This window comes from Streptomyces scopuliridis RB72 (genome assembly GCF_000718095.1).
GTDB classification, from domain to species: Bacteria; Actinomycetota; Actinomycetes; order Streptomycetales; family Streptomycetaceae; genus Streptomyces; species Streptomyces scopuliridis.
This window is the reverse complement of record NZ_JOEI01000014.1, coordinates 79,101-98,578: the sequence shown is the minus strand read 5'-3', so window position 1 is coordinate 98,578 and position 19,478 is coordinate 79,101. Positions and strand designations below refer to the sequence as shown.

Below are 19,478 nucleotides of genomic sequence, written 5' to 3'. Positions count from 1 at the left end.
CCCAGCCCACTGTCAGTAGTGCCGGATAGCCTCCCTGAGGTGTCCGTACATCTCACCGATCCCGAGCAGCTCAAGGAGCTTCTCGGGATCCCCTTCACCCCGGAGCAGACGGCCTGCATCACCGCGCCGCCCGCCCCGCAGGTCATCGTGGCCGGGGCCGGTTCCGGGAAGACGACCGTGATGGCCGCCCGGGTGGTGTGGCTGGTGGGCAGCGGACAGGTCGCCCCCGAGCAGGTCCTCGGGCTGACGTTCACCAACAAGGCCGCGGGCGAGCTGGCCGAGCGGGTGCGCAAGGCGCTCGTACGGGCCGGAGTCACCGACCCCGACGCCATCGACCCCGAGCACTCGCCGGGCGAGCCCAGCATCTCCACGTACCACGCCTTCGCGGGCCGGCTGCTCACCGACCACGGTCTGCGGATCGGTCTGGAGCCGACCGCCCGGCTGCTCGCGGACGCCACCCGCTTCCAGCTCGCCGCGCGCGTGCTGCGGGACGCGCCGGGACCGTATCCCGCCCTGACCAAGACGCTCCCCGCGCTGGTCAGCGATCTGCTCGCACTCGACGCCGAACTGGCCGAGCATCTTGTCGGGCCCGCGCGGCTCAGTGCGTACGACACCGACCTGCTGCGCGCCCTGGAGGGCGCGAGGCTCAGCAACGCCGAGCTGCGCAAGGTCCCGGAGACCGCCGTCGCCCGCAGTGAACTGCTCGAACTCGTCGGGCGCTACCGCGCCGCCAAGAGCTCCCGCGATCTCCTCGACTTCGGCGACCAGATCGCACTCTCCGCCCAGCTCGCCACCACCAGACCCGAGGTCGGCGCCCTCCTCCGGGACGAGTTCCGGGTCGTCCTGCTCGACGAGTACCAGGACACGTCGGTCGCGCAGCGGCTCCTGCTCTCCGGGCTCTTCGGCGGCGGTACGGGACACGCGGTCACCGCGGTCGGCGACCCCTGCCAGGCGATCTACGGCTGGCGCGGTGCCTCCGTCGCCAACCTGGACGACTTCCCGGCCCACTTCCCGTACGCCGACGGCCGCCCGGCCGCCCGCTTCTCGCTCAGTGAGAACCGCCGCAGCGGCGGCCGTCTCCTGGACCTCGCCAACGGCCTCGCGGAACCGCTGCGCGCGATGCACGAGGGCGTGGAGGCCCTGCGTCCGGCGCCCGGCGCCGAGCGCGACGGCGGGGTGCGCTGCGCGCTGCTGCCTACGCACGCGGAGGAGATCGACTGGCTCGCCGACTCGATCGCCCATCTGGTGCGCACGGGCAAGGAGCCCGCCGAGATCGCCGTGCTGTGCCGTACGGCCGGGGACTTCCCGGAGATCCAGGGCGCCCTGGTGGCCCGCGACGTGCCCGTCGAGGTCGTCGGCCTGTCCGGGCTGCTCCATCTCCCCGAGGTGGCCGACCTCGTGGCGATGTGCGAGGTCCTCCAGGACCCCGGCGCCAACGCCTCCCTCGTACGGCTGCTCACCGGACCCCGCTGGCGCATCGGCCCGCGCGATCTGGCGCTGCTCGGCCGCCGGGCGCGACTGCTGGTCCACCGGGGTACGGGCGCCGACGGGGACGACGATCCCGACGCGCGGCTGGCCGCGGCGGTCGAGGGCACCGACCCCGCCGAGGTGATCTCGCTCGCCGACGCCCTGGACACCTTCCTGGAGTCGGCGGGCGCGCCGGAGGACGGACTGCCCTTCTCCGCCGCCGCCCGGGTCCGGTTCGCCCGGCTCGCCACCGAACTGCGCGAGCTGCGCCGTTCGCTCGCGGATCCCCTGATGGACGTCCTGCACCGCGTTCTGGCCACGACCGGCCTTGAGGTCGAGCTCTCCGCGTCGCCGCACGCGCTGGCCGCCCGCCGCCGCGAGACGCTGGGCAACTTCCTCGACGTAGCCGCGTCGTTCGCCGCGCTCGACGGCGAGGCCGGGCTGCTGGCCTTCCTGGCGTTCCTGCGTACGGCCGCGCAGTACGAGAAGGGCCTGGACAACGCGCTGCCCGGCGGCGAGAACACGGTGAAGGTCCTCACCGCCCACAAGTCCAAGGGCCTGGAGTGGGATGTCGTCGCCGTGCCGGGGCTGGTCGCGGGACAGTTCCCCAACGGCAAGGCGCGCGAGGCATGGACGTCCCAGCCGAAGGTCCTCCCGCACGCGCTGCGCGGTGACGCGCCGACACTGCCGGAGATCACGTCCTGGGACGCGAAGGGGCTCAAGTCCTTCAAGGAGGCCATGAAGGGGCACCAGCACACCGAGGAACTGCGCCTCGGCTATGTCACGTTCACCCGCCCGCGCTCGCTGCTGCTCGGTTCGGGCCACTGGTGGGGGCCCACCCAGAAGCGCCCGAGGGGCCCGTCCGATTTCCTGCACGCGCTGTACGACCACTGCGCGGCCGGCTTCGGTGAGATCGAGGCGTGGGCGGACGAACCGGAGGAGTCGGAGGACAACCCCGCCCTGCGGACGGAGGGCGTCTCCCACGCCTGGCCGCTTCCGTTGGACGGGCCGTCCCTGACCCGTCGGCGCGCGGCGGCGGACACGGTGCTGACGTATCTGGAGGAGCTGGGGAGCGAGGGAGGCGGATCGGCCGAGTCGGCGGAGCCGACCGGTCCGGATGAGCCGGCCGACCTGGATGAGCCCGACGAACCGGAGCTGTACGGACCGGAGCTGTACGGGCCGGACCTTGCCGAGCCGTCCGATGCCGACCCCTTCGATGCCGACCCGTTCGACATCGAGTCGATGGACGAGGACCCCTTCGACGCCGACCTGTCCGGCGCCGACCTGTCCGGCGCGGATCTGTCCGACTGGGACGACTGGACGACCACCCCTGCCGCCGAAGGCCCCGCCCCCGTCGCCCCGGCCGCCGCCCCCGCCGTCCCGGCCGCCGTCCCCGGCCCCCGGCAGCCTGAGGGGACACCGGCCGCCCGCCCCCGCCTCACCCCCGAAGAGAGCCGCACCCTCGCCTCCTGGGACCGCGATCTCGACGCCCTCGCCGGTGAGCTGCGCCGCGCCCGCGCCACCGTCCGCGAGGTCCCCGTACCGCCGTCGCTCTCCGCCTCCCAGCTGCTGCGGCTCGCCGCCGACCCCGACGGCTTCGCCCAGGAGCTGGCCCGGCCCATGCCGCGTCCGCCGCGCGCCGCCGCCCGCCGGGGCACGCGGTTCCACGCCTGGGTGGAGTCGCGGTTCGAGGAGCTGCCGCTCCCGATGCTCGGCCCCGACGAGCTGCCCGGGGGCGAGGAGGACGAGCCGGAGATCGCGGACGAACGTGATCTGGCCGCGCTCAAGGAGGCGTTCGAGCTCACGCCGTACGCCCGGCGCACGCCGTACCGCGTGGAGGAACCGTTCCAGCTCACCCTCGCGGGCCGGGTGATCCGGGGGCGTATCGACGCCGTCTACCGCTCTGCCCGGACCGACCCCGTGACCGGCGCGGAGACCTTCACGTACGAGATCGTCGACTGGAAGACCGGCCGCGCCGGGACCGCGGACCCCCTCCAGCTCGCCGTCTACCGGCTGGCCTGGGCCGAGCAGCACGGCCTCCCGCCGGACGCGGTCACGGCCACGTTCCTGTATGTACGGACGGGGGAGGTCGTCCGCCCCGACCGCCTTCCCGGCCGCCCGGAGCTGGAGCGGCTCCTCACCGAAGCCCCGGAAGCCCCGGAAGCCCCGGAAGCTCTGGAGGAGACCGGTCCGGAGGTCCCGCACGCGACCGCCCCGGAACGTACGCACGAGACCCGGGACACACCCACGGAAGAGCGATCCTCACAACCGGCAGACGGGACCGCCCTCTGAGCCCGTTAGGCTCGACGTCATGAGCGACACCCCGGACAGCGTCGTCCGTACGTACATCCAGACCCACCGCGCCGCCTTCCTCGCCGACCTCGCCGACTGGCTGCGCATCCCCTCCGTATCCGCCCACCCCGACCACGACGCTGACGTGCGGCGCAGTGCCGACTGGCTTGCCGCGAAGCTCAAGGAGACCGGGTTCCCGGTCACCGAGATCTGGGACACCCCGGGCGCCCCCGCCGTCTTCGCGGAGTGGCCCTCCGAGGACCCGGAAGCCCCGACCGTGCTCGTCTACGGCCACCACGACGTCCAGCCCGCCGCCCGCGAGGACGGCTGGCACACGGACCCCTTCGAGCCGGTCGTACGGGACGGCCGTATGTACGCGCGCGGCGCCGCCGACGACAAGGGGCAGGTGTTCTTCCACACACTCGGCGTCCGGGCGCATCTCGCCGCCACGGGCCGCACCGCACCCGCCGTCCACCTCAAGCTGCTCGTCGAGGGCGAGGAGGAATCGGGCTCCCCGCACTTCCGCGCGCTGGCCGAGGAGCGGGCAGGCCGTCTCGCCGCCGATGTCGTGATCGTCTCGGACACGGGCATGTGGTCGGCGGACACCCCGACCGTCTGCACCGGTATGCGCGGGCTCGCCGACTGCGAGATCGAGCTGTACGGCCCCGACCAGGACATCCACTCCGGCTCCTTCGGCGGAGCCGTGCCGAACCCGGCCACCGTCGCCGCCCGCCTCGTCGCGGCCCTGCACGACGAGCACGAGCGCGTCACGGTCCCCGGCTTCTACGACGGTGTGGCCGAACTCACCGAGGCCGAGCGCGCCCTGATCGCGGAGCTGCCCTTCGACGAGGAGGAGTGGCTGCGTACGGCGAAATCGCACGGCACCCTCGGCGAGGCGGGCTTCTCCACGCTGGAGCGGGTCTGGGCCCGTCCGACCGCCGAGGTCAACGGCATCGGCGGGGGCTACCAGGGCCCCGGCGGCAAGACGATCATTCCGTCCTCCGCCCAGCTGAAGCTCTCGTTCCGGCTGGTCGCGGGCCAGGACCCGGACCGTATCGAGCGGTCCGTACGCGACTGGGCCGAGGCCAGGATCCCGGCCGGCATCCGCCACAAGATCAGCTTCGGCGCGGCCACGCGTCCCTGTCTGACCCCGCTGGACCATCCCGCGCTCCAGTCGCTTGTACGGGCCATGGGCCGCGCCTTCGGCCAGAAGATCCGCTTCACCCGGGAGGGCGGTTCGGGACCGGCCGCCGACCTCCAGGACGTGCTCGGTGCCCCGGTGCTCTTCCTGGGCATCTCCGTACCGTCCGACGGCTGGCACGCGCCGAACGAGAAGGTCGAACTCGACTTGCTCCTCAAAGGCGTGGAGACCACCGCCCACCTCTGGAGCGAGCTGGGCGCTGCCCCCGGGCCCGGGACAGGACCCGCGCGTTGAACGCCCCGCTCGCCTCCGCCGCACACTCCGCTGACCAGAAACCCAATCCATCCGGGGGAGTTGGAAGTACCTGTGAGCACCCTCAGCAGTGACGCCACCGCACACCGACCCATTGGCCTCACCGCCCCCAGCGGTATCGACCGCGCGGCGCACCACCGTCTCGACGAGGCCTGGCTGGCGGCTGCCTGGAGCCATCCGACGACCCGCGTCTTCGTGGTGTCGGGCGGCCAGGTGCTGATCGACGACACCCCTGACGGGCGTACCGAACTGGTCATGACCCCGTCCTTCGAGGCGCCCCTCACCGAGACCCATCGCTACTTCCTCGGTACGGACGAGGACGGCGTCCGCTATTTCGCGCTCCAGAAGGACTCGCTCCCGGGACGGATGGACCAGTCGGCGCGGCCCGCTGGGCTGCGCGAGGCCGGGATGCTGCTCTCCGCGCGCGACGCGGGCCTGATGGTGCACGCGGTGGCGCTGGAGAACTGGCAGCGGCTGCACCGTTTCTGCTCCCGCTGCGGCGAGCGCACCGTGATCGCGGCGGCCGGCCATATCCGCCGCTGCCAGGCCTGCGGCGCCGAGCACTATCCGCGTACCGACCCCGCGGTGATCATGCTCGTGACCGACGAGGAGGACCGCGCGCTGCTGGGCCGCCAGGTCCACTGGCCCGAGGGCCGTTTCTCCACGCTGGCGGGCTTTGTGGAGCCGGGCGAGTCGATCGAGACGTCAGTGGCCCGTGAGGTCTACGAGGAGGCGGGCGTCACCGTCGGCGAGGTCGAGTACATCGCCAGCCAGCCGTGGCCGTTCCCGTCGAGCCTGATGCTGGGCTTCATGGCGCGCGCCACGTCCTCCGACGTCACGGTGGACGGCGAGGAGATCGAGGAGGCGCGCTGGTTCTCCCGGGAGGATCTGCGGACCGCCATCGAGACGGGCGAGATCCTTCCCCCGGTCGGCATCTCGATCGCCGCGCGGCTGGTGGAGCTCTGGTACGGCAAGCCCCTGCCGAAGCCGCTGCCCCAGCTCTGAGCACCGGGCACCCGCCTCAGCCCTGAGCACCGCCGGAGTCCTGAGCATCCGCCGGAGTCCTGAGCATCCGCCGGTCTGTACGACAGAGCCCCCGCCGGCAGCAGTCGAGCGGGGGCTCGCGTCGTGTGGGCCCCTGGGGCGCGTGTCCGCGTTCTCAGACGCCGACCTTCTGCTTGACCTGGGCCAGCGAGGGGTTCGTCAGCGTGGAGCCGTCGGGGAACAGCACGGTCGGCACCGTCTGGTTCCCGCCGTTCGCCTTCTCGACGAAGGCGGCCGACTCCGGGTCCTGCTCGATGTTGATCTCGGTGTACGTGATGCCCTCACGGTCCATCTGGCCCTTGAGCCGACGGCAGTATCCGCACCACGTGGTGCTGTACATCGTCACAGTGCCCGGCATGTCTCTCGGCTCCTCTGCCTCGATATCGCGGATATCCAGCTGATTGCGTCGCCCGCATTCTCTCGAACGTGCGCGACCCGGCCACCATTCCCGTATGCCGTACGGCCATCCCCGGCCGGTGCCGTCCATCCACTGGTGCGGTCTTACGAACGCACCAGTACGACCGATGCGGCACCCCTGTGGACAACCGCCGCACCTGTCCCGGGAGACCTGGCAGCATGGCGGGGTGACAGCAGCAACGCACTCCTCACTGTTCCCGCGGGAATCCGACGGCGGCCAGATCGTGACCCCGCCGCGCGACGCCGACGCGGTGCTCGACGGGCTCGACCCCGAGCAGCGCGAGGTGGCGACGGCCCTGCACGGTCCGGTGTGCGTGCTGGCGGGCGCCGGCACGGGCAAGACGCGTGCGATCACGCACCGGATCGCGTACGGCGTGCGCGCGGGGATCCTCCAGCCCGCCAGCGTGCTGGCCGTCACGTTCACCAACCGCGCCGCGGGCGAGATGCGCGGGCGGCTGCGCCAGCTCGGCGCGGGCGGTGTGCAGGCGCGTACGTTCCACTCGGCGGCGCTGCGCCAGCTCCAGTTCTTCTGGCCCAAGGCGGTCGGCGGAGAGCTGCCCCGGCTGCTGGACCGCAAGGTGCAGCTGGTCGCCGAGTCCGCGGCCCGCTGCCGGATCCGGCTCGACCGCAATGAACTGCGCGATGTCACCGGCGAGATCGAGTGGGCGAAGGTCACCCAGACCGTACCGGCCGACTATCCGGCCGCCGTGGCCAAGTCCTCCCGCGAAGCCCCGCGCGACGCGGCCGAGATCGGCCAGATCTACGGGATGTACGAGCAGCTGAAGCGCGAGCGCTCGGTGATCGACTTCGAGGATGTCCTGCTGCTCACGGTCGGCATCCTCCAGGACCGCCATGACATCGCCGACCAGATCCGCCGTCAGTACCAGCACTTCGTGGTGGACGAGTACCAGGACGTCAGCCCGCTCCAGCAGCGGCTGCTCGACCTGTGGCTGGGGGACCGGGAGAGCCTCTGTGTGGTCGGTGACGCCAGCCAGACCATCTACTCCTTCACCGGCGCCACCCCGGACCATCTGCTGAACTTCCGCACCCGGCATCCGAGCGCCACCGTCGTGAAGCTGGTCCGTGACTACCGCTCCACCCCGCAGGTGGTCCATCTCGCCAACGGCCTGCTCAACCAGGCGCGCGGCCGGGCCGCCGAGCACCGGCTCGAACTGATCTCGCAGCGCGAGCCGGGCCCCGAGCCGGTCTGCGCGGAGTACGCGGACGAGCCGGCCGAGGCCGAGGGCACCGCCCGCCGGATCCGCGATCTGATCGCCGCGGGCGTGCCGGCCGGCGAGATCGCGGTGCTGTACCGGATCAACGCGCAGTCGGAGGTCTACGAACAGGCCCTCGCCGACGCGGGCGTGCCCTACCAGCTGCGCGGCGCCGAGCGGTTCTTCGAACGCCAGGAGGTACGGGAAGCGGGCGCCGCGCTGCGTGGCGCGGCCCGCTTCGGGGGCAACGACTCCCTGCTCGACGATGTGGTCGAGCTGCCGTCGCAGGTCCGGGCGGTGCTCTCCACGAAGGGCTGGACCACCGAACCTCCGGCGGGCTCGGGCGCGGTCCGTGACCGCTGGGAGTCGCTGGCCGCCCTCGTCCGGCTCGCCGAGGACTTCGTACGGGCCAAGCCCTCGGCGACGCTCGCCGATCTGGTGGCCGAGCTGGACGAGCGCGCCGCCGCGCAGCACGCGCCGACCGTGCAGGGCGTCACGCTCGCCTCGCTGCACGCCGCGAAGGGCCTGGAGTGGGACGCGGTGTTCCTCGTCGGTCTCACCGAGGGCATGATGCCGATCACCTACGCCAAGACCGACGAGCAGATCGAGGAGGAGCGCCGGCTGCTCTATGTCGGTGTCACCCGGGCGCGGTTGCATCTCTCCCTCTCCTGGGCGCTCTCCCGCTCTCCCGGCGGCCGGGCCTCCCGGCGGGCCACCCGCTTTCTCAACGGGCTGCGACCGGGCTCCGTGGCCCCGGGCGCCCGGGGCGCGGCGCCGGGCGCGGGCGGTTCCGTGGACCGCGCGGGCGCGGTCCGGCGCAAGCGGCGCGGTCCGGTGCTGTGCCGGGTGTGCGGCAAGACGCTTACGGACGCCGGCGAGATGAAGCTGATGCGCTGCGAGGACTGTCCCTCGGACATGGACGAGGCGCTCTACGAGCGGCTGCGCGACTGGCGTGCCGACCAGGCACAGCAGCTGAGTCAGCCCGCCTATTGCGTGTTCACCGACAAGACACTGATGGCGATCGCCGAGGCCGTGCCCGGGAGCGCGGGCGAGCTGGCCGGGATCGCCGGTGTCGGCAGCCGCAAGCTGGACCGGTTCGGAGCCGATGTGCTGGCCATCTGCGCAGGTGAAGAGCGCGCGGAAGCCGATCGGGACAGCTGAGGCAAACTCGACCCAAAAATAGTTTGCGCCCGCCCCAGGAATCCCCATAGGTTCTTAACCACGGAAACAACGGCTTCTCCGAAGCCCTGTTACCGTGCTCTACTTGTCCAGATACGTGTGACGGGCCTTCGGGCCGGTCCTTGAGACGCCGAGAGGAGGCGATTCCAGTGATCAGCATCAACGCAAGCTTCATCAGCACCGCCAAAATGACCGATCCCTCGGTCGTCTCCGTCTGCCCGCTCGGCTTCTCCCGGTCCGAACTCATCGCCAGTGGTCTGTCCGGCGCCTCCGCCGTGCGTCCCGCAGGTCTGTCGGCCCTTCCTGTCCGGAAGCGCGCCGTCAATGTCCTGGAGCGTAATGAGCGACCGACCAAGGCACTGGAAGCAGGAGTAGCAGCGGCAGAGGCCAAGGCCTATGCCTTTGCGGCGACCGGTGCCGAAGCAACGAAGCAGATGCAGCACCACACGATGTGGGCCTTCCGTGGGCTCGAACCCTGGAGTGATCCAGCCTGATCCACCATCAGGCCGGCGCCTTCAGGGCCGCGGAACCCCACCCGGGATCCGCGGCCCTTCTGTTTGTCCCGAACGGGACAGCCAGAGCGAAGGGGCCTCGGGACACGCAACACCCGGTACCAGCCGACACCCGGCCAACAGGCCGGACCGACCAGACGAGGAACGACACCCCGTGCAACTCGAAGCGCACGCCCCGTCCGTACCGCCTTCCGAATCGATCACCCCGCCCGGCTCCACGGAGGACTCCACCTTGACCCCGCTCACCGCGCTGACCGCGCTCGACGACGCCATCGAGAACCTCGGCGTACCCGTTCCCTGCCGTGCCTACGACCCGGAGGTCTTCTTCGCCGAGTCCCCGGCCGATGTCGAGTACGCCAAGGCGCTCTGCCGCACCTGCCCGCTGATCGAGGCCTGCCTCGCCGGCGCCAAGGAGCGGCGCGAGCCGTGGGGTGTCTGGGGTGGGGAGCTCTTCGTCCAGGGCGTCGTGGTTGCCCGCAAGCGGCCCCGTGGCCGTCCGCGCAAGAACCCGGTCTCGGCATGAACGTCACCGGAACCATCGACCGCCCCCTCACGCACGATCCCCAGAAGCAGGCTCCGATGACCTCTTCCCCGAGCGAGCCGTCCGGCTCCGCCACCCCAGTCGTCACCACCATGGGCGCGAATGACTCGCGTCAGAACAGGACCCGCGAGATGCAACTCATTCCAGAAGCCCTGGCACGCGCGCATATGAACGAGCGCATGCGGGAAGCCGACGCGGAACGCCGGGCCGTGCGCCTGGTCGCCGCTCGGCGGATGCAGCGCCGCGCCGAGCGCGTATCGATGCGCGCCCGCCGCGCGCTCGCCATGGCCGTCATGCAGTAGTCGACACCTCAGCCAGCGCCAGTCGCTGTCACTGCGCGGGGACCGGTCCCGACGGACCGGCCCCCGCGGTGCGTTGTCTTTCCCGTTGTCCTTCCCACCCGGAGCCAGGTGAGGCTACCGGCGCTCCGTGCTCACGCGCCCACATCAGAGCCATCGAGGGCAGACTCGACTCCGACCGGTGGTGACAGGATCTCTTCCTCGTCGCCCGGCTCCGGCAGGAACCCGGGCAGCCATGCCTCCAGCTCGTCCCGGAGCCGTACCGTCGCGCTCAGCTGACAGAGCACTCCGATGGTGCTCAGCGTCACCCGGTGGATCAGCAGATACGACGGGGGCAGATTCAGCTGCTTGCCCAACTGGTTGGCGGGAGACCGCGGGTCGGCGATCCGCGCTGCCTGCGCGCGCATCCAGCTTCGGGTGAAGGCGAACTCCTCCACCACCGCGGGCTCGATGATCGGCAGCAGATACTCAAGCACCGCGTCCGGGTCGAGATCGATGGACTCCTTGACGAACCCCTCGTCCCGCAGCAGGCCGTACACCGCCTGGGCGTCGCCCTCCAGCGCCATCCACAGCGCCTCACCGATCGTGTCGGGCAGCCCGCCGGGCAGCCGGTCCACCGTGCCGAAGTCCAGGACTCCGAGCCGCAGTTCACCGGACGAGCCGTCCTCTTCGGCGTCCGCGGCGGGCAGCAGCCGGAAGTTCCCGGGATGCGGATCCGCGTGCAGCAGGCCCGTACGCGCCGGGCCCGAGAAGAGGAACCGCGCCAGCAACTGCCCCGCCCGGTCGCGCTCCTCGGGCGTGCCGTCGGAGATCACCTCCGCCAGCGGTGTCCCGTCGATCCACTCCGTGACCAGCACCTGATCGCCCTGGTGCACCACATCGGGCACCACCACATCCGGATCGTCCGCGAACTCCGCCGCGTGCTCCCGCTGCGCCTCGGCCTCCAGGGCGTAGTCCAGTTCCTCGGACACCCGGTCGCGCAACTCGTTGATCAGCGGCTTGATGTCCAACCCCGGAATGAGCGGCCCCAGCAGCCGGGCAAACCGGCTCAATTGGGTCAGATCCGACAGTAGTGCCTCGCCCGCCCCCGGATACTGCACCTTGACCGCGACCTCGCGTCCGTCGTGCCACACCGCCCGGTGCACCTGGCCGATCGACGCGGCGGCCGACGGCTTGTCCTCGAACTCCAGGAACAGCTCCCGCCATTCCTCGCCGAGCCGCTCCGCCAGCACCGCGTGCACCGTACGGGTCGGCATGGGCGGCGCCGCTTCCTGGAGCTTGGTGAGCGCCGCCCGGTAGGGCCCCGCGATCTCCTCCGGCAGCGCGGACTCGAAGACGGACAGCGCCTGCCCGAACTTCATCGCTCCGCCCTTCAGCTCCCCGAGCACCTTGAAGAGCTGGTCGGCCGTGCGCTGTTGCAACTCCCGCGCGACGATCTCCGCGGGCTTCCCGCCGATCCGCTTGCCGAGCCCCCATGTGGCCCGGCCTGCGAAGCCCAGCGGCAGCGTGGCCAGCTTCGCGGTACGGGTGACCGCCTTCCGGGGAAGATCAGACATTGAGCCCCTCCTAATCCCAGACAGCCATGCCGCGTACGGCGATTACCCCGCCATTGTGTCGTGCGACGCCCCCGCCGCGGCCATGCGCTCCCCCTCTCTTTGGCCCGCCGCCCCACAGGGGCATTCCGGATGCGGTGCGAGCCGCTCCGACCGCCAGTCGAGCAGCGGCAGTGATGCCTCCCACCGCGCACCCGTACTGGCCGGGAGCTCCCCGTCCAGGAACGACAGGGCATGGGCCGCCGCCAGTCCCGCCACCGCCGTGGCCAGCCCCAGATCACAGGCCGGTACCGCGCCGGCGCCGCGACCCGAGCGCCACTGCGCCAGCATCCTCGGCCACCCCGGATCGCGGTCCGCGCGCTCCCCGGCGATACAGCCCGCGCAGGCCGTGCCGCCCGGCAGCACCAGCGGTCCGACCACACCCGTGGCCTCGATCACTCCCGTATAGAGATGGGGAGTTCCGGTGGAGATCCAGGGCTCGGCCGGCGCCGGATCGGGGGCGTAGGCCGCGAGTCCGTCCCGCGGAGCGACGATCACCAGCGAGAGACCCGGCTCGCCCTCGCCGGCCGACTCCGCGAACTCCGCCGCCCGCGGCGCGCGTCCGGGCGCGGACTTCCGTACCAACTGCCGGGCCGCGGTGTCCCGGCGCTCACCCACGGACCGCGGGGGCAGGCCGCCGGGTGACACATCCCACACCTGGGCGCACCCGCTGTCCAGCACATCGACCCGCCCGACCCCGGAGGCCGAGAGCACCGCCGCGACGGCCGCCCCCACCCGTCCTGCGCCCCGGATCTGGACCCGCATCCTGCGCCGCGCCGCCAGCCGGCGCGCCCCCGCCCCCGGCTCCGGATGGACGACGGAGAGCGACGCGAGATCGGGCCGCAACCGGTCGAGCACTGCCCTCCGCTTGCGCAGCGCGTCGGCCGCGCCGCCGCCCGCGTCCTGATCGTCGATCAGCCCCGCCCTGGTCAGCCGCTTCACCAGCGAGTCGGCCAGGCCGTCCGGCAGCCCCATCGAGCGGGCCTCCTCCCGCAGCAGCGGCAGCCCGCGCGTCCCGTCCAGCAGCTCCATGAAGCTGCCCGTGGCCGTATCGACCGGACCCACCAGCACCGCGTGCGCGGGCGTGATCCCGAACTGCACGGTCTGCCGCTCCCGCCACGCTCGGCGCAGCGCGGGCTTCACCGTCGGATGCATATCGGCCTCCCCGTTTGTCTGCTCTCGGTCTTCTCTCGTGCTCTGCGATCACCCCGGAACGATCACCCCGGAACGATCACTCCGGAATGTTCCGGGCCCCCGGATTCGTGTTCTCAGAATGCAAGACGCCGGTCGGCGGTGCGGAAAGTTATCCACAGCTGCCGGCATTAGTCGTTCAAATCCCGCAGCACAGGAAGTGGATCAAGGGAGAACCCTCGCGGAGGCGGGACTTCCTCCACACCCAGCGGGTAACGTCGTGGCGTGTCCGCCGATCCTTCCCCTCGCCTCGCGGGGACCAGCGCTGTCGAGGTCCGCAGGAGCACCCGCCGCAGCAGAACGGTCTCGGCCTACCGTGAGGGCGACCGGACCATCGTGCTCATCCCCGCCCGGATGTCGGAGGCGGAGGAGCGGCGCTGGGTGACGGTGATGCTCGACAAACTCGCCGCGCAGGAGAGCAAGCGCGTCCTCGGCGACAGCGAGCTGACGGAGCGGGCCGAGCGGCTGTCGGACCAGTACTTCGGCGGCAGGGCCCGGCCCGCGTCGGTCAGATGGGTCACCAACCAGAACACCCGCTGGGGCTCCTGCACCCCCGCCGAGGGCAGCATCCGGCTGTCGCACCGGCTGCAGGGCATGCCGGAGTACGTCGTCGACTACGTACTCGTCCACGAGTTGGCCCATCTGCTCGTGCCGGGACACGGCCCGCGTTTCTGGCGTCTGCTGGAGGCCTATCCCCGCACCGAGCGGGCCCGCGGCTATCTCGAAGGCGTGGTCGCGGCCGCGCGGTTGCCGTATCTGCCGGTCGCACGCGGCGAATGACGGCCGCCGGCGTCGAGACTTCTCTCCCCTTCGGCGATCCTGTCCCGAGTGTGTACCGACTTGGCTGATTGTCAGCCTCAGCCGTTAGCCTGACGCGACGCAATCACCTTCCGGATGGGGGACGGTCGTTACGCATGGCCAGGGAATTCCAGCGCGGCCACAAGGCCAAGATCAGTGATCTCACCGCGGGGACGGATCTGTACGTAGGTGTGCAGATCACCGGCCCCGGGCTGAGCTTCGACATCAGCTGTTTCGGCCTCGACGCCAACGAGCAGCTTTCTGACGACCGTTACTTCATCTTTTTCAATCAGCCGAAGTCCCCGGAAGAATCCCTTCAGTTGCTGGGCGCGCAGGCCGGCGACACCGAGTCGTTCCGGGTCACCCTGGACCGTATTCCGGCGAATATCCACAGGCTCTCGTTCACCGCCACCCTTGACGGCGCCGGACAGATGTCCCAGGTCGGCCCCGGATACATCCGTATCGTCGCGGGTGGCGAGGAAGTCGTCCGATACGCCTTCACTGGCTCGGAGTTCACCACCGAGCGTGCCGTGATGCTCGGTGACTTCTATCTCAAGGACGTCTGGCGGTTCGCCGCCGTCGGCCAGGGCTTCGACGGCGGTCTCGACGCGCTGCTGAGGAACTTCGGCGGTGAGGTCGCCGAGGAGGAGCCGGCCGCGCCGGAGCCGGTGGCCGGTGGCGCGCCGCCCGCCTTCGCCCCACCAGCTTTCGCCCCGCCCGCGCAGAGCACCCCGCCTCCCTCCTTCGGGGGTCCGGCCGGACCCCCCGCTCCGGTGCCCGCCCCGGCGCCGCAGCCCGTGCATACGGCGCCGACCATCGTGGCGCCGATGCCCCCGCCGGGCGGCACGGTCCCTCCGCCGGCGCCCGCGCCCGCCCCGTTCGGACAGCCTGCCCCCGCCCCCTACGGCCGGCCCGCCGCCGCGCCGTTCGGACAGCCGGCCCCGGCGCCGTACGGGCAGCCCGCCCCGGCGCCGTACGGTCAGCAGCCGCCGGGTCCGCCCCAGGGCGTCCCTCAAGGTGTCCCGCAGGGCGTGCCGCCCGGTGGCGCCGGTCTCCAGGCGGCCCTTCAGCCGTACAAGGAACTGCCCACGGGCCAGCGCTGGACCCCGCAGAACGGCCAGCTGATGCGCGTCGACCTCGGCGAGGGCGGCAGTCCGGTCCTCGCCCGCCAGGGCAGCATGGTGATGTACCAGGGCAAGGTCGACTTCGGCTACAAGGGCGCCGGTTTCGCCGGCCGTATCGTCGGCAACGCCACCGGCCAGGAGATGCAGCTGATGCGCTGCACCGGCAAGGGGCAGGTCTTCCTCGCCGAAGAGGGCGCGCATCTGCACCCCGTCGAGCTCCAGGGCGACGGCATCTGTGTCTCCGCCGAGAACGTGCTCGCCTTCGACGAGAGCCTCCAGTACGAGGTGCGCCGTATCGAGGGCCACGGGATCCCCGGTGGCGCGCTGTTCACCATGCTGTTCCAGGGCACGGGCACCGTGGTCGTGAAGACCCATGGCACCCCGGTCGTCCTGCCCGTCACGCCCACGACCTTCGCCGACTGCAATGCCGTCGTCGCCTGGTCGGCCGCGTCCCAGGTGATCATCTCCAGCCAGGTCAGGCTGCGCCGCAACGCGTACCCCGGCCACAGCGGGGAGACCGTGAACCTCCAGTTCCGGGGAGCCCCCGGCAACTTCATCGTCGTCCAGCCGTACGAGGTCTGAGGGAGCCCGGACAATGAACCAGCAGCTCGCGGGCTACGCCCCCACCCCCGCCGCGGCCCGGATGGAGAACCACGGCCGCGCGATGCTCAAGGTCGCGATGGCCTCGGGCCAGGACCTCTTCGCACGCACCGGCTCGATGGTCGCCTACGAGGGCTTCATCCAGTACGAGCCCAACCCGCCCGCCATCCGCCAGATCGCCTCCCAGTGGGTGACCGGCGAGGGCACGCCCCTGATGAAGTGCGCGGGCGACGGTCTGCTCTATCTCGCCGACTACGGCGCGGATGTCGTCGTCATCAACCTCAACAACGACGCGCTCTCGGTCAACGGCACCAACCTGCTCGCCTTCGACGCGCACCTCCAGTGGGGCGTCGAGCGCGTGAAGGGGCTGGCCAAGTTCGCCGGCCAGGGGTTGTGGAACGTACAGATCTCCGGGACCGGCTGGGTCGCCCTGACCTCGCGCGGCACCCCGATCGTCGTCGACTGCGGCCGGGGCGAGGACGAGACCTATGTGGACCCGGACGCCCTCGTCGCCTGGTCGCCGGCCCTGAAGGTGAAGGGCAAGCGCAGCTTCAAGGCGTCCGCGCTGATCGGGCGCGGCAGCGGGGAGGCCTACCAGATGGCCTTCTCCGGCTCGGGAATCGTGGTCGTACAGCCCAGCGAGGACAGCACCGACCGCCTCCGGGTCCAGGGCTGAGGGGGGAGAACACACCATGCAGAGTCCGCTTTTCGCCTACACCGAGCAGCAGTCCCAGGACCGCTACGCGGTACAGAACCCGCAACTGCTGCGGGTCGCGCTCACCGGCCAGGACGATGTCCTCGCCCGCAAGGGCGCGATGGTCGCCTACCAGGGACTGATCGACTTCGACGGGGAGTACCAGTCGCAGAGCCAGCGCCAGTCCCGCGCCCGCACCGGTGAGGGGCTGGAGCTGATGCGCTGCTCCGGGCAGGGCACGGTCTATCTGGCCAATCTCGCCCAGTACATCCATGTGGTGGACGTCGACCAAGAGGGGATGACGGTGGACAGCGCCTATGTGCTGGCGCTCGACTCCACGCTGCACACCGAAGTCATCGCGGTGGACAGCCAGTACGGGATCTCCGGCTCGGGCAAGTACCAGCTGAACATCTCCGGCCGGGGCAAGGTCGCGCTGATGACCTCGGGCCAACCGCTGATGATGCGGGTCACGCCGGAGAAGTACGTCAACGCCGACGCCGACGCGGTCGTCGCGTGGTCCTCCGGCCTGCGGGTGCAGATGCAGGCGCAGACGCACTCCTCGGGGGTGATGCGGCGGCGCGGCAACACCGGCGAGGGCTGGGAGCTGAGCTTCCTCGGCCAGGGCTACGCGCTGGTCCAGCCCAGCGAGGTCATGCCGCCGCAGCACACGGTGATCGGGCAGGGCCTCGGGGCTCAGTACGGGATCGGCCAGCAGGGCGCCCACGGCCAGAACCAGAACAACGTCTGGAGCCGTTGACCCGTTGACGCGGGTGACTCCGGACCGGCGGAAGGGGGCGGCCTTCATGGGCCGCCCCTTCTCAGCCGTCGTGCTCAGCCGCGCAGAGCCGCGCGGCTGCGCTCCACCAGCCGTACGACCGAGCCGTCGCCCACCTCCGCGGCCTCGTCGTAGGAGAACCAGCGCAGATCCAGTGACTCCTCGCTGATCGCCTCGACCGCCCCGGACGGCGCCAGCGCCGCGTACTGGACATCGAGATGCCAGTGGCACGGTGCCGGGATCGCGTGCCGGTCCAGCTGTACGGGACCGCCCGCCAGCAGCGTCAGCCCCTCGATCCCGGACTCCTCCGTGGCCTCCCGCAGCGCTGCCCGCTCCAGCGAGGTGTCACCGGGCTCGCAGTGGCCGCCCATCTGGAGCCACATGCCGAGCTTCTTGTGCAGGGTCAGCAGGACCCGGCCGCGCTCCGGATCGATCACCAGCGCGCTGGCCGTCAGATGCCCGGCCCCGCAGGACTTCCACATCGCGTCGGGATGAGCGGCAAGGTGGTCCAGATAGAGCCCGCGCAGCTCCTGCTGGTCCTCGTAGCTCTTCAGTACGAGGACCGCGTCGTCGTGCAGGCTCACTTGTCGCTCTCGCCCTTGTCGTCGTCCTTACGGAGGTTCGGCTTGCCGTCCGCCGCCTCGCCGAGCATCTTGTCCAGCTCGGAGAAGTCCAGCTGCTCGTGGTGGACGAAGCCGTCCGGGTCGTCCAGGTCGGAGGCCGTCGGCAGCATGTCCGGGTGCTCCCACAGCCGGTCGCGGCCGTCGACGCCGCGCGCGTCCGTGAGCGAGGCCCACAGCCGGGAGGCGTCCCGCAGCCGGCGCGGGCGCAGCTGGAGACCGATGAGGGTGGCGAAGGTCTGCTCCGCCGGACCACCGGAGGCGCGCCGCCTGCGCAGCGTCTCGCGCAGGGCGTCGGCGCCCGTGAGCCGGGACTTCGCGGCCTCGTGCACCACCGCGTCCACCCAGCCCTCGACCAGCGCGAGCGCCGTCTCCAGGCGGGCCAGCGCGGCCTTCTGCTCGGGCGTGTCCTCGGGCTGGAACATGCCCTGCTGGAGCGCTTCCTGAAGCTCCTCGGGATGCGTCGGGTCGAACTGGCCGACCACGTCCTCCAGCTTGGTCGTGTCCACCTTGATGCCCCGGGCATAGCCCTCGACGGCGCCGAACATATGCGACCGCAGCCAGGGCACATGGGCGAAGAGCCGCTGATGGGCGGCCTCGCGCAGCGCCAGATACAGCCGGATCTCGTCCTTGGGCACTCCGAGGTCCTTGCTGAACGCCTCGATGTTCAGCGGGAGCAGCGCGGCCCTGTTCGCCGGGCCGAGCGGGAGCCCGATGTCGGTCGAACCGACCACCTCGCCCGCCAGCACGCCCACGGCCTGTCCGATCTGCTGGCCGAACATGGCGCCGCCCATGGAGCGCATCATGCCGATCAGCGGACCGGCCACGGACTGCATCTCCTCGGGCAGCACCTCGCCCATGGCCGTACCGACCCGCTCCGCCACCGGATCGACAAGCTGCTGCCATGCGGGCAGCGTCGCCTCGACCCACTCGGCGCGGCTCCACGCCACCGCCGTACTGGCCCCGGAGGGCAGGGACGTCACGCCGTCCAGCCAGATGTCGGCGAGCCGTACGGCCTCCTCGACCGCGGCGCGCTCGGAGGGCCCGACGCTCGCGTCCTTCGTGCCGTCGGGTGTGCCCTGGGCGACCGTCTGGCGGGCGATCTGCTTGGCCATGTCCCAGTTCACGGGACCGCCCTCATAGCTCAGCATCTGGCCGAGCTGCTGGAAGGCCGCGCCCAGGTCGTTGGGGTTGAGCGAGCCGAACATCGCGGCGAACGGATTGTCCGCACCGCCCGCGCCGCCCGGCAGCCCGAACCCCGCGAAGGGGTTCACGGGACCGCCACCGGCACCCTGACCACCTCCGGCGGGGTCCTTCTTCTTGCCGTCGCCGTCCTCCGGCTCCTCCGGCGGAAGGCCGAATCCGAATGGGGTGTCACTCACGGGGTTCCTCGGCTCGTAGGGCCGCCGGCTTGCTGCCGGCGGCGGCTGCCCGACTACACCACCCAGCCTAAGCGGCACCGGGCGGGTCAGGGTGGCTTCGCGGGCCGCGGGCCGCGCCCCGCCGTACTGCCCGGGACCCTGCCTCCGACCTGCTGTGTCTCCCGCCTCCGACGGCCGCATACCATTTCGACACCCGGGCGGCTTCCGGGCTCGGTGCTCCGCTGGACCATGGCCTGCGGCAGGATGGACATCACCTGGTACGTACGCGTCATTCACGTACGTAT

General features: G+C 71.3%; 16 protein-coding genes. 11 read left to right on the top strand and 5 right to left on the bottom strand.

The genetic code is table 11. The features are described from left to right. The first annotated feature begins 39 nt into the window (after positions 1 to 39). The 3 genes from IF11_RS0119195 to nudC all read left to right on the top strand — a co-directional run bounded on the left by IF11_RS0119195 (position 40) and on the right by nudC (position 6,217). Positions 40 to 3,759: an ATP-dependent helicase gene (locus IF11_RS0119195; RefSeq protein WP_078490777.1), complete on the top strand. Its 3,720-nt coding sequence runs from the start codon at positions 40 to 42 to the stop codon at positions 3,757 to 3,759. Between the two features lie 19 nt (positions 3,760 to 3,778). Then, positions 3,779 to 5,194 carry a dipeptidase gene (locus IF11_RS0119190; protein WP_030352865.1) on the top strand — a complete coding sequence of 472 codons (1,416 nt, stop codon included), beginning with the start codon at positions 3,779 to 3,781 and terminating at the stop codon, positions 5,192 to 5,194. 72 nt (positions 5,195 to 5,266) lie between these two features. Further along, on the top strand, positions 5,267 to 6,217 hold the full coding sequence (gene nudC, locus IF11_RS0119185) for an NAD(+) diphosphatase (RefSeq protein WP_030352864.1): 951 nt from the start codon (positions 5,267 to 5,269) through the stop codon (positions 6,215 to 6,217). 154 nt (positions 6,218 to 6,371) lie between these two features. On the opposite strand, the gene IF11_RS0119180 is transcribed toward nudC, so the two are convergent. Next, complete coding sequence (locus IF11_RS0119180) at positions 6,372 to 6,614, bottom strand: mycoredoxin (RefSeq protein WP_030352863.1); 243 nt, start codon at positions 6,612 to 6,614, stop codon at positions 6,372 to 6,374. Between the two features lie 166 nt (positions 6,615 to 6,780). On the opposite strand from IF11_RS0119180, the gene IF11_RS0119175 reads away from it, so the two are divergent. From IF11_RS0119175 to IF11_RS0119160, 4 genes are all read left to right on the top strand, one after another. After that, positions 6,781 to 9,048 (top strand): ATP-dependent DNA helicase UvrD2, encoded by a 2,268-nt coding sequence (locus IF11_RS0119175; protein ID WP_051746053.1) that lies wholly within the window; start codon positions 6,781 to 6,783, stop codon positions 9,046 to 9,048. 167 nt (positions 9,049 to 9,215) lie between these two features. Beyond that, entirely contained in the window at positions 9,216 to 9,560 is a 345-nt protein-coding gene (locus IF11_RS0119170) for a hypothetical protein (RefSeq protein ID WP_030352861.1), read from the top strand. Between the two features lie 172 nt (positions 9,561 to 9,732). Next, positions 9,733 to 10,101, top strand: coding sequence for a WhiB family transcriptional regulator (locus tag IF11_RS0119165; RefSeq protein ID WP_030352860.1), 369 nt, complete (start codon positions 9,733 to 9,735; stop codon positions 10,099 to 10,101). Next, positions 10,098 to 10,421 carry a hypothetical protein gene (locus IF11_RS0119160; RefSeq protein ID WP_030352859.1) on the top strand — a complete coding sequence of 108 codons (324 nt, stop codon included), beginning with the start codon at positions 10,098 to 10,100 and terminating at the stop codon, positions 10,419 to 10,421. The genes IF11_RS0119165 and IF11_RS0119160 overlap by 4 nt, the downstream gene beginning before the upstream one ends. 131 nt (positions 10,422 to 10,552) lie before the next feature. Here the strand turns inward: IF11_RS0119160 and IF11_RS0119155 are convergent, their stop codons facing one another. Both IF11_RS0119155 and IF11_RS0119150 read right to left on the bottom strand, forming a co-directional pair. Continuing rightward, complete coding sequence (locus tag IF11_RS0119155; RefSeq protein ID WP_030352858.1) at positions 10,553 to 11,974, bottom strand: ABC1 kinase family protein; 1,422 nt, start codon at positions 11,972 to 11,974, stop codon at positions 10,553 to 10,555. A 42-nt stretch (positions 11,975 to 12,016) separates the two neighbouring features. Further along, on the bottom strand, positions 12,017 to 13,165 hold the full coding sequence (locus IF11_RS0119150; RefSeq protein WP_030352857.1) for a TOMM precursor leader peptide-binding protein: 1,149 nt from the start codon (positions 13,163 to 13,165) through the stop codon (positions 12,017 to 12,019). Between the two features lie 261 nt (positions 13,166 to 13,426). On the opposite strand from IF11_RS0119150, the gene IF11_RS0119145 reads away from it, so the two are divergent. The 4 genes from IF11_RS0119145 (at position 13,427) to IF11_RS0119130 (ending at position 17,174) form a co-directional block, all read left to right on the top strand. Continuing rightward, positions 13,427 to 13,981 (top strand): M48 metallopeptidase family protein, encoded by a 555-nt coding sequence (locus IF11_RS0119145; RefSeq protein WP_030352856.1) that lies wholly within the window; start codon positions 13,427 to 13,429, stop codon positions 13,979 to 13,981. A 134-nt stretch (positions 13,982 to 14,115) separates the two neighbouring features. Further along, positions 14,116 to 15,705 carry a TerD family protein gene (locus tag IF11_RS0119140; RefSeq protein WP_030352855.1) on the top strand — a complete coding sequence of 530 codons (1,590 nt, stop codon included), beginning with the start codon at positions 14,116 to 14,118 and terminating at the stop codon, positions 15,703 to 15,705. A gap of 13 nt (positions 15,706 to 15,718) precedes the next feature. Continuing rightward, entirely contained in the window at positions 15,719 to 16,399 is a 681-nt protein-coding gene (locus IF11_RS0119135; RefSeq protein WP_030352854.1) for an AIM24 family protein, read from the top strand. A 16-nt stretch (positions 16,400 to 16,415) separates the two neighbouring features. Beyond that, positions 16,416 to 17,174: an AIM24 family protein gene (locus IF11_RS0119130; RefSeq protein WP_030352853.1), complete on the top strand. Its 759-nt coding sequence runs from the start codon at positions 16,416 to 16,418 to the stop codon at positions 17,172 to 17,174. A 74-nt stretch (positions 17,175 to 17,248) separates the two neighbouring features. Here IF11_RS0119130 and IF11_RS0119125 read toward each other — a convergent pair whose 3' ends face one another. Together IF11_RS0119125 and IF11_RS0119120 are read right to left on the bottom strand one after the other, a co-directional pair. Beyond that, positions 17,249 to 17,776 (bottom strand): NUDIX hydrolase, encoded by a 528-nt coding sequence (locus IF11_RS0119125; protein ID WP_030352852.1) that lies wholly within the window; start codon positions 17,774 to 17,776, stop codon positions 17,249 to 17,251. After that, entirely contained in the window at positions 17,773 to 19,194 is a 1,422-nt protein-coding gene (locus tag IF11_RS0119120) for a zinc-dependent metalloprotease (RefSeq protein WP_037728071.1), read from the bottom strand. Before IF11_RS0119120 ends, IF11_RS0119125 begins: the two co-directional genes overlap by 4 nt. Positions 19,195 to 19,478 lie beyond the last annotated feature (284 nt).

Bases quoted from the DNA above. Each gene is read 5' to 3' on its own strand.
- IF11_RS0119190 (WP_030352865.1), top strand. From the start codon at position 3,779: ATGAGCGACACCCCGGACAGCGTCGTCCGTACGTACATCCAGACCCAC.
- IF11_RS0119180 (WP_030352863.1), bottom strand. From the start codon at position 6,614: ATGCCGGGCACTGTGACGATGTACAGCACCACGTGGTGCGGATACTGC.
- IF11_RS0119175 (WP_051746053.1), top strand. From the start codon at position 6,781: ATGCGGCACCCCTGTGGACAACCGCCGCACCTGTCCCGGGAGACCTGG.
- IF11_RS0119160 (WP_030352859.1), top strand. From the start codon at position 10,098: ATGAACGTCACCGGAACCATCGACCGCCCCCTCACGCACGATCCCCAG.
- IF11_RS0119155 (WP_030352858.1), bottom strand. From the start codon at position 11,974: ATGTCTGATCTTCCCCGGAAGGCGGTCACCCGTACCGCGAAGCTGGCC.
- IF11_RS0119150 (WP_030352857.1), bottom strand. From the start codon at position 13,165: ATGCATCCGACGGTGAAGCCCGCGCTGCGCCGAGCGTGGCGGGAGCGG.
- IF11_RS0119140 (WP_030352855.1), top strand. From the start codon at position 14,116: ATGGCCAGGGAATTCCAGCGCGGCCACAAGGCCAAGATCAGTGATCTC.
- IF11_RS0119135 (WP_030352854.1), top strand. From the start codon at position 15,719: ATGAACCAGCAGCTCGCGGGCTACGCCCCCACCCCCGCCGCGGCCCGG.
- IF11_RS0119130 (WP_030352853.1), top strand. From the start codon at position 16,416: ATGCAGAGTCCGCTTTTCGCCTACACCGAGCAGCAGTCCCAGGACCGC.